At 73.2% G+C, this 12,199-nt stretch carries 8 protein-coding genes and 1 pseudogene; 8 read left to right on the top strand and 1 reads right to left on the bottom strand.

Annotation, left to right across the window (positions count from 1 at the left end; translation table 11 throughout):
- The first annotated feature begins 61 nt into the window (after positions 1-61).
- The 4 genes from AC061S_RS11170 (at position 62) to AC061S_RS11155 (ending at position 5,460) form a co-directional block, all read left to right on the top strand.
- On the top strand, positions 62-529 hold the full coding sequence (locus tag AC061S_RS11170; RefSeq protein ID WP_478685721.1) for a hypothetical protein: 468 nt from the start codon (positions 62-64) through the stop codon (positions 527-529).
- A gap of 698 nt (positions 530-1,227) precedes the next feature.
- The gene (locus AC061S_RS11165) at positions 1,228-2,748 is read left to right on the top strand and encodes a carboxylesterase/lipase family protein (RefSeq protein ID WP_478685720.1); all 1,521 of its coding nucleotides are present in this window, start codon (positions 1,228-1,230) and stop codon (positions 2,746-2,748) included.
- 135 nt (positions 2,749-2,883) lie between these two features.
- The gene (locus AC061S_RS11160; protein WP_478685719.1) at positions 2,884-3,891 is read left to right on the top strand and encodes a LacI family DNA-binding transcriptional regulator; all 1,008 of its coding nucleotides are present in this window, start codon (positions 2,884-2,886) and stop codon (positions 3,889-3,891) included.
- Positions 3,892-4,071: 180 nt separating this feature from the next.
- A complete protein-coding gene (locus AC061S_RS11155; protein WP_478685718.1) occupies positions 4,072-5,460 on the top strand; it encodes a hypothetical protein in 1,389 nt (462 codons plus the stop codon).
- Positions 5,461-5,672: 212 nt separating this feature from the next.
- Here the strand turns inward: AC061S_RS11155 and AC061S_RS11150 are convergent, their stop codons facing one another.
- The gene (locus AC061S_RS11150; protein ID WP_478685717.1) at positions 5,673-6,632 is read right to left on the bottom strand and encodes an alpha/beta hydrolase fold domain-containing protein; all 960 of its coding nucleotides are present in this window, start codon (positions 6,630-6,632) and stop codon (positions 5,673-5,675) included.
- A gap of 274 nt (positions 6,633-6,906) precedes the next feature.
- Between AC061S_RS11150 and AC061S_RS11145 the strand changes: the two genes are divergently transcribed.
- The 4 genes and pseudogenes from AC061S_RS11145 to AC061S_RS11130 all read left to right on the top strand — a co-directional run bounded on the left by AC061S_RS11145 (position 6,907) and on the right by AC061S_RS11130 (position 12,181).
- Positions 6,907-7,404, top strand: coding sequence for an ATP-binding protein (locus AC061S_RS11145; protein ID WP_478685716.1), 498 nt, complete (start codon positions 6,907-6,909; stop codon positions 7,402-7,404).
- 251 nt (positions 7,405-7,655) lie between these two features.
- Positions 7,656-9,362, top strand: a pseudogene (locus AC061S_RS11140) (AMP-binding protein); the annotation flags it as partial.
- A 51-nt stretch (positions 9,363-9,413) separates the two neighbouring features.
- Entirely contained in the window at positions 9,414-9,899 is a 486-nt protein-coding gene (locus AC061S_RS11135) for an acyl-CoA thioesterase (RefSeq protein ID WP_478685789.1), read from the top strand.
- Positions 9,890-12,181, top strand: coding sequence for an oxidoreductase (locus AC061S_RS11130; RefSeq protein ID WP_478685715.1), 2,292 nt, complete (start codon positions 9,890-9,892; stop codon positions 12,179-12,181). The genes AC061S_RS11135 and AC061S_RS11130 overlap by 10 nt, the downstream gene beginning before the upstream one ends.
- Positions 12,182-12,199 lie beyond the last annotated feature (18 nt).

The following is a 12,199-nucleotide window of genomic DNA, read 5'->3' as shown; positions in this document are numbered from 1 at the left end:
CCAAAACGACCCCTTGGCGTGGGTCGCCGAGTCGCCTGCTCGCCTCGGCAGAATCTCAGCCGTGGATGCCAATATCAGCGGCATGACGCTGTGCGACTACTTCTCCGCTGCTGACGACCAGGCCGCCATCGCGGTCCTGCACTCTCCGGGAGGACCCGGTCGAACCGAGCACGACGTGTTCCCCCTGAAGAACATCGACCCGGTCGTCGCGATGGCCCAGCTCGAGGCCATCATGACGGGCTGCAGCTACGAGGAGGCCTGCGAACGCCCACGGTCCGGTGACTTGCTGTCATCGCCGGAGGACGGCCCGCCCTTTGTGGTCAGCTTGTCGGACACCCTGGTCGATGCCATCGCGACGGCTGCGGAGGACGACCTCGTTCGCTTCGCTTGCCCCTGGTCGAAGACCGACGAACTCCAGCAGATTCGGATCGGCGTTGAGGGCGTGGTAGATGTTCTGAAAGGTCTGGCCGGACTGGCGCAGCGCGCTCATGCCTCCGATCAGCGGTTGTATTGCTGGTGGGCACTGTGAGCTGCGACGTTCACCCCATCTCCCCTGGTGAGGGGTTCGCGTCGTCGGCGCGTGCGGCACGCACGTCCCCGGCGCAGGGTGGGTGAGGACGTCACGCCGCAGCGCTGGAGCCAGCCGGGCGGGAGGTTCCGGGTGAGACGAGCCACATGACGCGGCCTCATTCAGGCGGGCAGGGCCGGCGCAGGCACCCAGACCAGCCGACGGCCGCCCTCCCGCCCGCCGCCCGGCCGCCACGAGGCACATCGATGGTCGGGGTCGTCGGGTGCCTGGCCCCACTAGGTGTTCCTGCCGTCCAGGCCGTCCGGACGGCCCCGCGGGCGAACCAGAGAGACGGCCCCGACAAACCAGCCCTTCCGGCCGGGCCCATCCATCCCAGGCCGGTGGGGGGACCATCCGGGCCGGTCGACGACCCCTGGCACCCGATCGGGGATCCCCCGCCCAAGCGCGCGTGCGGGCGGCGGGCCGCCCTGACCCCAGCCACGCCCCCAGACCCCCGCCAGGCGCGGCTCAGGTCTCGCCGCGACCCGGTGCGGACGGGCATCCCTGCAAGCCCGCGCGCCGTGTGCAGGACACCCCTGATATCGCGCAACATTGACGATCGGCGAATTTTCGCAATATTCTCGACGGGTCGGCACGCGTTCGGCGCGCGGCCCAGGAAGGATCGACTCATGGCACCCACCCCAGGACCCGATCACCCCGTGGCACATCCTCCCGCGGGCAAGCTCCGTGGCGCGGTCGAGGACGGGCTCGCCGTTTTCCGGGCCGTGCCCTACGCCGCGCCCCCGGTCGGCGGGCTGCGCTGGCGGCCCGCGCGGCCGCATCCGGGCTGGAGCGGCACCCGGGACGCGACCGCCGACGGGCCCAGCGCCCCGCAGATGTACGTGGAGGGCGGCGACCCCGTCCTCGGCGGGCACGGTTCGCCGCCCTTCGACGAGGACTGCCTGACCCTGGACATCTGGACGCCCGCGGTCGACGACGCCCGGCGGCCGGTGCTGGTCTGGATCCACGGCGGCGGCTTCGTCTCCGGCTCCGGGTCGCTGCCGAACTACTCCGGCGCGACCTTCGCCCGCGACGGGGACCTGGTCGTCGTCAGCATCAACTACCGCATCGGACCGCTCGGTTACCTCTACACCGGCTCCGAGGACGAGCCGGACGGCTCCGGCGCCAACCACTGGCTGACCGACCAGCTCGCCGCCCTGCGCTGGGTACGGGAGAACATCTCCGCCTTCGGCGGCGACCCCGACTCGATCACCGTCGCGGGCCAGTCGGGCGGCGCGGTGTCCACCGCCGCCCTCGCCGGACTGCCCGAGACCCAGGGCCTGATCCGCCGGGTGATCCTGATGAGCCCGCCCTTCGGGCTGGACCTGCCCGTGCCCGACGCCTATCGGGAGCGCACCGCCGCATACCTGGAGCTCGCCGGGGTCAAAACCCTGGCCGAGCTGCGCGCCGTGCCCTGGCCCGAGCTGATCGGCGCCATGGGCGGGCTCTTCGCGCTGACCACGCGCTGGGGGTACTGGCCCACACCGTTCCTGCCCGTGATCGACGGCGTCACCCTGCCCCGCCACCCGGCGCAGGCGCTGCTGCAGGGCCCCGCCGCGGGCATCGAGGTGATGATCGGCTGGACCCGGGAGGAGGCCAACTTCGGCTTCGCCCTCAACGAGGCCTACGCCTCGGCCTCCCGGGAGCAGGTGACCGACCGGATCGCGGACACTTTCGGCCCCGAGGCCGCGCCCGGGGTCTACGCGGCGTACGAGCACGCCCGGCCGGGCGCCGGGGCGACGGGCGTCCTGATGGACCTCATCACCGACGAGCTGTTCCGGGTGCCGGCCCTCCGGCTGGCCGAAGCGCGGGCCGCGGCGGGCCGCCCGGTGTGGGCCTACCAGTTCGACCTCCCCGCGGCCGCCTACGACGGCCGGCTCGGAGCGGCTCACTGCCTCGAACTGCCCTTCGCCTTCGCCAACTTCGACCAGGGGGCCCACGCACCCCTGACGGCCGGGCTCGACCCCGCCGTCCGGGACGGCCTCGCGCACACCATGCACGAGGCCTGGATCGCCTTCGTCCGCACCGGCGACCCGAACCATCCGGACATGCCGACGTGGAACCCGTACGAGAAGGACACCCGCACCACGATGCGCTTCGACTCCGTGGTGACCGCGCTCGACGACCTCGCCGGTGACTCCCTGCGCCTGCACGAAGGGGCACTCGACCGACCCGAGTGACCCTTCCCCCTCCCTGCCCCCTCCCCGCCCCTCCCTGGCCCGCCCATCCGGGCGGGCCGGCGCTCCCTTGATCTAACTCGTGTAACCTTCGAAAGGAAGGCATAGAGCCGATCAAAAGGAGCGTCGATCGTCGTCATGGCCAAAGACACTCCTGTTCCGGCGTCCCCGACCAGCGCCGACGTGGCCCGCCTCGCCGGGGTGTCCCGCGCCACGGTCTCCTTCGTCCTCAACGACACCCAGGGACACCGCGTCGGCGAAGCCGCCCGCGCGCGCGTCCTCGACGCCGCCCGGCAGCTCGGCTACGTACCGCACGCCGCCGCCCGGTCCCTGCGGGCCGGCCGCAGCAATCTCGTCCTGATGCCGTCGTCGATCTCCGCGGTCGGCCGCCTCGTCAGCGACTGGGTCGACGACCTGCACAGCGAGCTGGACCGGCACGGCTACACCGCGGTCCTGCACGCGGGACGCTTCGCCGATCCCCTCGACGCCGCCCGCGCCTGGGCCGAGCTGCGTCCGGCGGCCGTCATCGCCCTCGACGGCGACCGCCTCACCGCGCAGGCCGCGGAGCTGCTGCGGCGCGCCGGGGTACGGGGGCTGATCGCCTTCGCCGCACGCCCCGTACCGGGCGTGCACACCATCGGCTTCGACCACGCCGTCATCGGCGCCACCGCCGCGGAGCACCTGATCGCCCGCGGCCGGACCCGTATCGGCGTGGTCATGCCCCAGGAACGCGGCCTCGCCACGCTCGCCGCGCCGCGGCTCGCCGGCGCCGAATCGGTCGCCGCCCGGCACATGGCCACGGTGACCCCGGTGGAGCTCTCGTACACCCGGGAGTCCGCGACCGCGCTGGCCCGGCGCTGGCGGAGCCTCGGGCTGGACTCCGTGTTCGCGTACAACGACGAGTACGCCGCCCTGCTCCTCTACGCGCTGCGGGCCGAGGGGATCTCCGTACCGCGGGACGTGGCGGTCGTGGGCTCCGACGACCTGGTCCTCGCCGGGCTCCAGGAACCCCCGCTGACCTCGATCCGCCTGGAGCTGGCCTCGCCGGCCCTGGTCGCCGACGCCGTGCACGACCTCATCGAGACGGGCACCACGGCGCCCGTACCCGAGATAGAGGCGATCCTCGTCCAGCGCGAGACCTCCTGAGAACCTGAGAACCCCACGCACTCCTTGGCCCGTTCGCACGCCTTCGTGCTCCGTCCGGGCTGTCCGCCCGCCTGTACGGATCAAGCCCGGAAGCCGAAGGCGGTCGGGCGTGGTCGGCTGGGCGCGGCTGGTTGCGGTCCCCCGACGGCCGGCCCACAGCGCAGAAGGAGGAGTCCCCCGATGTCTCGTCGGCATGTCCCGGCCGTCCTCGGCCTCGTCGCGGGCGCGTTGGTGGCGGTCCCCGCCCCGGCCGCTCACGCCGCCACGGTGCAGGTTCGCTGCTCGGTTCCCGATCTCGTCGCGGCGATCAACGCCGCGAACGCCTCACCCGGACCGGACACCCTCCGGCTGGCGCGCACATGCACGTACAAACTGACGGCGCCGGACCCCGAGAACCCCGCAAACGGGCTACCGGTGATCACCAGTGAGATCACCATCGACGGACGTGGGTCCACGATCCGGCGGGACGGGCGCGGGCACAAGGTGCCGAAGTTCCGGATCCTCCTCGTCGACCCGACGGGGAACCTCACGCTCGCCCGCACGACGATCAGCGGCGGCTTCGCCACCGACTGCCCCGCCTTCCCCGATCCCCCGGGCCTGGCCTGCGGCGGCGGCATCTCCAACACCGGAAAGATGAGCGTGACCCGCAGCAAGATCACCGGCAACACGTCTCAGTCCGACGTGTTCGCCCAGGGCGGCGGAATCGACAACCCCGGCACCGGAACCGTGAGCGAGACCGAGGTGACCGAAAACAAGGTCATCTACACCGGCAGCGACCTCGGCGGCGGCGCCGCGGGCGCCGCGATCGTCAATGACGGTCCGCTCACGGTCACCGACTCCCGGCTGACCGGGAACACGGCGACCGTCACCAAGGACACCCAGAGCTTCGCCTTCGGAGCCGGCCTCATCAGCTTCGCCGAGACCACCGTCAAGAACACGGTCATCAGCGAGAACCGCGCCTTCGCCCCGGGCGGGTTCGCGCGTGCCGCCGTCGCCAACGGCATCCCGGCGCCCGGAAGAATGACCGTCACAGGCGGCGCCATCACGGACAACACCTCGGACGCTCCGCACGGCTTCGCCCAGGGCGGTGGCATCGCGAACAACGCCCTGATGACCGTGAGCGACGTGAAGATCAGCGCGAACCGGGCGGTCGCGAAGAACGGCACCGCGCGCGGTGGCGGCGTCCGCGTGGGCCCGTTCGGCACGCTCGACCTGACCGACAGCCAGATCACCGGCAACACCGTCGAGGCACCGGGCGGAACGGCTCAGGGCGGCGGCCTCGACAACCCCGACGGCGGCACGCTGACGGCCGAGCGCAACAAGGTCCTGCGCAACACGGCCACCGCGAAGGACGGCACCGCGCAGGGCGGCGGCCTCTACCACGCAGGGGGAGCCGAGGGACTGGGCACCACCACGCTGGAGGAGAACACCATCAGGCACAACCGGGCGGGTGACGGCGGCGGCATCTTCAAGGCGTCCGGCGTCCTCACGCTGAACGGCGATGTCGTCCGCGCCAATCAGCCGAACAACTGCGGCCCGACCGGCGCCGTCCCCGGCTGCACCGACTGAGGGTCCTCCAGGAGCCGGGCCGTCCCGTTCGGGCTGCGAGGCCCGTGCCTCCCGGCGGGAAGCCTCCCGCGAGCCGGTCGCCCGCCGTCTCCAGGTCCCCCCTCCCGCCTACGGGGCGGGGAGGGGGGAGGCGACCGGTCCGGCGGCGGCAGCGGGCGCCCCGGTGCCGGAACACCCACCGCCGGCGCCGTCCCTTCGCCGGCTACGGGACCTCAGGCGGCCAGGTGTCGGGCGAGGAAGGCGACGCTGTCGGCCACGATGCGGTCGATGTCGGGTGAGCCGAGGAAGATGTGGTCGGCGCCTTCCACGGGGGTCAGGACGACCTCGCCCCCGGCCTTCGCGAGAGCCGCGGCGAGCTCCTCGCTCTGGCTGTACGGAACCAGTCCGTCCAGGGTTCCGTGGACGAGGAGGAACGGCGGCGGGTCGGAACCCTCGACGGCGTACGTGACGGGGCTCGCGGCCCGAGCCAGCTCCGGGCGTTCGGCGACGGACGCGCCGAGGAGGGCTTCGTACGGGTCGGGGAACTCGGCTCCACCGGGCATCGGCGGGAACGCCGGCATGGGGTGATCGGCGAGGGTGAGCAGGTCGGAGACCCCGTACCAGTCGACGACGGCCCGTACGGCGGTGTCGCCGGCGCCCACTCCGTGCGCGCCCTCCAGCTCCGCGGCGTCCGGGGTGTCCGCGCCGACGACTCCGGCGAGGGCCGCCAGGTGGCCGCCTGCGGACTCGCCCCAGACCCCGATCCGGTCAGGGTCCACACCGAGGACGGCGGCGAACTGCCGGACGTAGCGGATCGCGGCCTTCACATCGTGCAGCTGTGCCGGGAACGGGGCCTCCAGGCTGTGCCGGTAGTCGATCGAGACGAGGGCCAGCCCCGCCCCCAGCACGGTCCCGTGCAGCAGCTCGACGGGCACGGTCGGCGGCGGATAGCGGCGGTCGCCGTCCAGCCAGCCGCCGCCGTGGATCCACACCACGGCCGGGAAGGGGCCCTCACCCGCGGGTACGTGGACGTCGAGCAGCCGGGGGCGGTAGCCGGGCGAGGTCGCGTAGGTGATGCCCTCGAAGCGGCGGATCCCGTCCGCGTCCACAACGGCGGACACGGGGGTCCGGAACGGCGGCGGCGGCCAGGTCATGTCCGCCGGATCGATCGCAGCGGGGAGCGATTGCGTCATTGCGGCCCTTCCAATCTGCCCGGCCCGGGGGGCCGAGGGGTTCAGGTGCGACTCCCGCCGGGGCCGAGCGAGCACCGAGCGCTACGGACAAGGCTTCGTAACGTATGTCCGAAATGCTTGCGCGGGCCGGGGAGGAGGCTTAGCGTGTTACACGTGTAATCACGACTCTAGCGACGCGTTTCCGCAGACCACAAGAGCACGGGCAGTCCGAGTTCCCCGGCAGTTACACGAGCCACCGCGCGAATGTCGTCGCCTTCCCCTCCGGGAGCACGCCATGCTCACCTCCACACCCCCCTCCGCACCCTCCCCCGCGGCCCCCTCCACCCGGTCCGCCGCCGACCCGGCCGACCCGGCCGCTTCCCGGGCCCGGGGCTTCGGCCACTGGGCCGCGGAGCCCACCGCGGCGACCGTCCCCCTGGTCCGCTCCCGCGTGCGCTCGGTGCTCGACGGCTGGGAAATCGCCGCCGAGATCGCGGACGTCCTGCTGCTGGCCGTGAGCGAGCTGGTCGGGAACGTCGTCCTGCACGCCGCCGACGCGGGCCGCCTGCGCGTCGGGATCTCGCTGCGCGGGGGATGGCTCCAGCTCGAGGTCGCCGACGGAGCCTCCTCGCTGCCCCGGCTGCCGCACCCGCGGGGCGAGGTCGACCCGGACGCCGAGGACGGGCGCGGCCTGCTGATCGTGCACCTGATGGCCACCGAGGCGGGCGGGCAACTCAGCGTCCAGGCAGATGAGTTCGGCAAGTCCGTGCGCGTGCGGGTGCCGGCCGCCTGACGCGCGGCTCGGCGCGCACCGGAGACCTCCCGGGAGTCTTCCGGAGGCCCTCTGGGAGGCGCTCACGAGGGGGCCCGGGAGGCCGGCCCGAACGGCGACCAAGGGAGTCGCCAGGGAGTCGCCAGCGGGCCACCAGGGAGTCACCGGGGGGTCGATCGCCTCACAGAAATATAGCGAGGAATTGACGGCAGCCAATTTATCGAGATACTTGCCCCATCTCCCCCGCTGCTCCCTGATTGAGGTGCCGCCCCATGGAGCTCTCCCCTTCGGCGCACGCCGATACCTTCTGCCGCGACCGGCTTCCGCCGTTCGACCTCTGGCCCGAACTCCACTTCGACCTGCCGGAGTTGGACTACCCGGACCGGCTCAACTGCGCCCACAGCCTCCTCGACGACGCCGTCGAGCGCTGGGGACCCGACCGCCCCTGCCTGCTGACCACCGAAGAGCGCTGGACCTACGGTGAACTACGGCAGCGGGCCAACCAGGTCGCCCAAGTGCTCACCGAGGACCTGGGCCTGATCCCCGGGAACCGTGTGCTGCTGCGCGGCCCGAACAACCCCTGGCTCGTCGCAGCCTGGTTCGGCGTGCTCAAGGCGGGCGGGGTGGCCGTCACCACGGTGCCGCTGCTGCGCGCCGCCGAGCTCGCCGCACTGTGCGAGATCAGCCGGCCCGCCGTCGCCCTGTGCGACCACCGCTACCTCGAGGAACTCGAGGCCGCGGCCACTGCCGCTCCCGATACCACCGCCGATACCGAAACCGATACGGATGCCGATACCGAAGCGGGCCCCGGTGCGGGCATCGCCCCGCGGGTGGTCGCGTACGGCGGTCCCGGCGAGGACGACCTCACCGTCCGCTGCTCGGCCAAGGCCGGTGTCTTCACCTCCGTGGACACCGCAGCGGACGACGTGGCCCTGATCGCCTTCACCTCCGGCACCACCGGGCGCCCCAAGGCGACCCTGCACTTCCACCGGGACGTGCTCGCCAACGCCGACACCTTCTCGCGGCACGTGCTGCGGCCGCAGCACGACGACGTGTTCACCGGCACCCCGCCGCTCGCGTTCACCTTCGGGCTCGGCGGGCTGGTCGTCTTCCCGCTGCGGGTCGGGGCCGCCACCCTGCTCGTCGAGACGGCGACGCCGGGGCAGCTGGCCGACCTCGTCGCCGCACACGGGGTGACCGTCCTGTTCACGGCGCCCACCGCCTACCGCGCGATCCTGGCCGCGGGTGCGGCGGACCGGCTGGCGGGGCTGCGCCGCTGCGTCTCGGCGGGCGAACCCCTGCCCGCCGCCGTGTGGGAGGAGTTCCACGCCGCCACCGGGCTGCGCATCATCGACGGCATCGGCGCCACCGAGATGCTCCACGTGTTCATCTCCGCGGCCGACGAGGACATCCGACCCGGCTCCACGGGCCGGCCCGTCCCGGGCTACCGCGCCGCCGTGGTCGACGGGAACGGGGCTCCCGTCCCCGACGGGCAGCCCGGCCTCCTCGCCGTCACCGGGCCCACCGGCTGCCGCTACCTGGACGACCCGCGCCAGTCCGCGTACGTCCGGGGCGGCTGGAACATCACGGGCGACACCTACGTCCGCGACGCCGAGGGCTACTTCTGGTACGTGGCCCGCAGCGACGACATGATCATCTCCTCGGGCTACAACATCGCGGGCCCCGAGGTCGAGAAGGCGCTGGCCGACCACCCGTACGTGGCGGACTGCGGTGTCGTCGGGGTCCCCGACGAACGGCGCGGCATGCTCGTCAAGGCGTACGTGGTCCTGCGCGACGGGGTCCCGGCCGCCCCGGAGACCGTCCGCGAGCTCCAGGAGCACGTCAAGGCGGCCATCGCCCCGTTCAAGTACCCGCGTGCGGTGGAGTTCGTCACCGAGCTCCCGCGTACGGAGACCGGCAAGCTCCGGCGCGCCGAACTCCGCACCCGGGGAGGGGAACCAGCCGAGGCCGCTCCCGGCGCCCCGGCACCGGACGACGGCGGCTGCGCCGCCGGGTGTCCCGAGGCGCAGGTGCCGCACCTGCCCAGCGTGGTCGTCGAGCGCCGGGTCGAGTGGACCGACACCGACGCGGCGGGCCACTACCACCACTCCACGGTGATCCGCTGGGTCGAGGCGGCCGAGGCCGTGCTGCTGCGCCGCCTGGGCCTGTCGCACCTCTTCGGCAGCACGCCCCGGGTCCACTTCGAGGCCGACTACCGGGCCCGGCTCTGGTTCGGCGAGGCCGTACGGACCGAGCTGCGGGTCACCAAGGTCGGCACCAGCTCCCTCCACTACGCCTTCACCGTCCACGGCGAGCCGGGCCCGGAGGGCCCAGACGGCACAGCGGGCCCGGACGGCACGGCGGCCGCCACCGGCCGCATGGTCATCGCCCACTCCGCCGCCCGCGCGACCGGGACCACCCCCTGGCCCGCCGAGGTCCGCGAGGTCCTCACGAAGGCCGGCCGGCAGGCCCCCGAACTGATCGAGAACCACCGAGGAGGCGCCCCGTGCGCATAGCAGTCATCGGAGGCGGGCCGGGCGGCCTGTACTTCGCCGCCCTGGCCAAGCAGATCTCCCCGCACTGGGAGGTGACCGTCTGGGAGCGCAACGCTCCCGACGACACCTTCGGCTTCGGAGTGGTCTTCTCCGACGAGACCCTCGACGGCATCGCCCAGGCCGATCCCTTCGTACACGCCGCGATGTCGGCGGAGTTCGCCCGCTGGAGCGACATCGACGTCCGCCACCGCGGCCGGACCCTCACCTCCGGCGGGCACGGTTTCGCCGCGCTCGGCCGCCGACGGCTGCTGGAGATCCTCCAAGAGCGCTGCGCCGCCCTGGAAGTGGACGTCCGCTATCGCACGCAGGCTCCCGCGCCGGAGCGACTGGCCGCCGAATACGACCTGGTGGTCGCCTGCGACGGCGTCCGCTCGGCCACCCGGGCCGCCTACGCCGACACGTTCGGAGCCGATCTCGACGAGCGCGCGGGCCGCTACATGTGGCTCGGCACGGACAAGGTCTTCGAGGCCTTCACCTTCATCGTCGAGGAACGGGACTTCGGCACCCTCCAGGTGCACGCGTACCCGTACGACGACACCCGCTCCACCTTCATCGTCGAGATGGACGAGGACACCTGGCAGCGCGGCGGCTTCGCCGGGTCCGCCGGCCTCGACCTGGCGCCCGGCGCCAGCGACGAGGAGGGCATCCGGCGCTGCGAGGAGATCCTCGCGGAGCACCTGGAGGGCCACCGGCTCATCCCCAACAACTCCAAGTGGCTGCGCTTCACCACCGTGCGCAACCGCACCTGGCGCCACGGCAACACCGTGCTGCTCGGGGACGCCGCGCACACGGCCCACTTCTCCATCGGCTCGGGCACCAAGCTCGCCATGGAGGACGCCCTCGCCCTGGCCGCCTGCCTGCACGAGCACCCCGACGTGGAAAGCGCGCTGGCCGCCTACGAGGCCGAGCGCAGGCCGGTGGTGGAGTCCACGCAGCGGGCGGCGCAGGCCAGCCTGGAGTGGTTCGAGAACATCGACCGGTACACCGGCCAGGAGCCGCACCAGTTCGCCTTCAACCTGCTGACCCGCAGCCGCCGGGTCACCTACGACAACCTGCGGGTGCGCGACGAGGAGTTCACCACCGCGGTCAACGCCTCGGCGCCGGTCCCGCCCATGTTCCGGCCCTTCCAGCTCGGCGGCCTGCGCCTGCGCAACCGGATCGTCGTACCGCCCATGGCCCTGTCCACGGCCGTCGACGGAGTCCCCGGCGACTTCGACCTCGTCCACCTGGGCACCCAGTCCCTCGGCGGCGCGGCCCTGGTCATCGCCGGCATGACGGCGGTCAGCGCCGACGGACGGGCCGACGCGGGCTGCCCCGGCCTGTGGACCGACGAGCAGGAGGCCGCCTGGCGGCGGATCACCGCCTTCGCGCACGGGCAGTCCGACACCTGCCTCGGCATCCAGCTCACCCACGCCGGCCGCCGGGCCGCCGGGGGGTCGCTGCTGGCCGCCTCCCCGCTGCCCTGGGACGAGGGCGCCCGGGTGCCCCGCGAGGCGGGCCGCGCCGATATGGACCTGGTCGTACGGGACTTCGTGCGCGCGGCCGAGCGCGCCGACCGGGCCGGCTTCGACGTCCTGGAACTCCAGTACGGGCACGGCCATTTGATGTCCGGGTTCCTCTCTCCGCTGACCAACCGGCGCACCGACGCGTACGGCGGAGCGGTGGCGGGCCGGCTGCGCTTCCCGCTCGAAGTGCTGGGCGCGGTACGGGCGGTGTGGCCGGCCGGGAAGGCCCTCGTGGTCCGCGTCTCGGCCGCCGACTGGGCCGAGGGCGGCCTCGACGAGGCGGACGCCGTGCACATCGCGCGCGCCCTGGCGGCCGCGGGCGCCGACGCGATCGACGTCTCGACCGGCGAGGTCGTGTCCCACGAGCGGCCCCCCTTCGGCCGCAGTTACCAGACCCCGTACGCCGACCTGATCCGCAACACCACCGGGGTGGCGACCATCGCCGTCGGTGCGATCTCCACCTACGACGACGTGAACTCGGTGATCCTGGCGGGCCGCGCCGACCTGTGCGCGGTGGGCCGCGCCCAGCTCCACGACCCCCTGTGGACCCTGCACGCGGCCGTGGCCCAGGGCTACCGCGGCCCGGCCGCGCCGTGGGCCCGGTCCTGGCGGGCCGGCAGCGCCCGGCCGCCGGCCGCGCGCACCGACCGGGTGCCGCCCCGCCTCGAACTGCTGCGGCGGCCCGCCGCACCGGTGCACCAGCGATGGCTGCCGCGCGTCGCCGCGCCGGCCCTCTGAAACGGAACGGCCGAGATC

Source organism: Streptomyces sp. CA189, from assembly GCF_056428985.1.
Note: the sequence above shows the minus strand (reverse complement) of the source record. Positions and strands in the feature narration are given on the sequence as shown.

Excerpts from the sequence above, each read along its gene's own strand:
- AC061S_RS11150 (WP_478685717.1), bottom strand. The coding sequence starts at position 6,632 with ATGACGCAATCGCTCCCCGCTGCGATCGATCCGGCGGACATGACCTGG.
- AC061S_RS11145 (WP_478685716.1), top strand. The coding sequence starts at position 6,907 with ATGCTCACCTCCACACCCCCCTCCGCACCCTCCCCCGCGGCCCCCTCC.
- AC061S_RS11160 (WP_478685719.1), top strand. The coding sequence starts at position 2,884 with ATGGCCAAAGACACTCCTGTTCCGGCGTCCCCGACCAGCGCCGACGTG.
- AC061S_RS11155 (WP_478685718.1), top strand. The coding sequence starts at position 4,072 with ATGTCTCGTCGGCATGTCCCGGCCGTCCTCGGCCTCGTCGCGGGCGCG.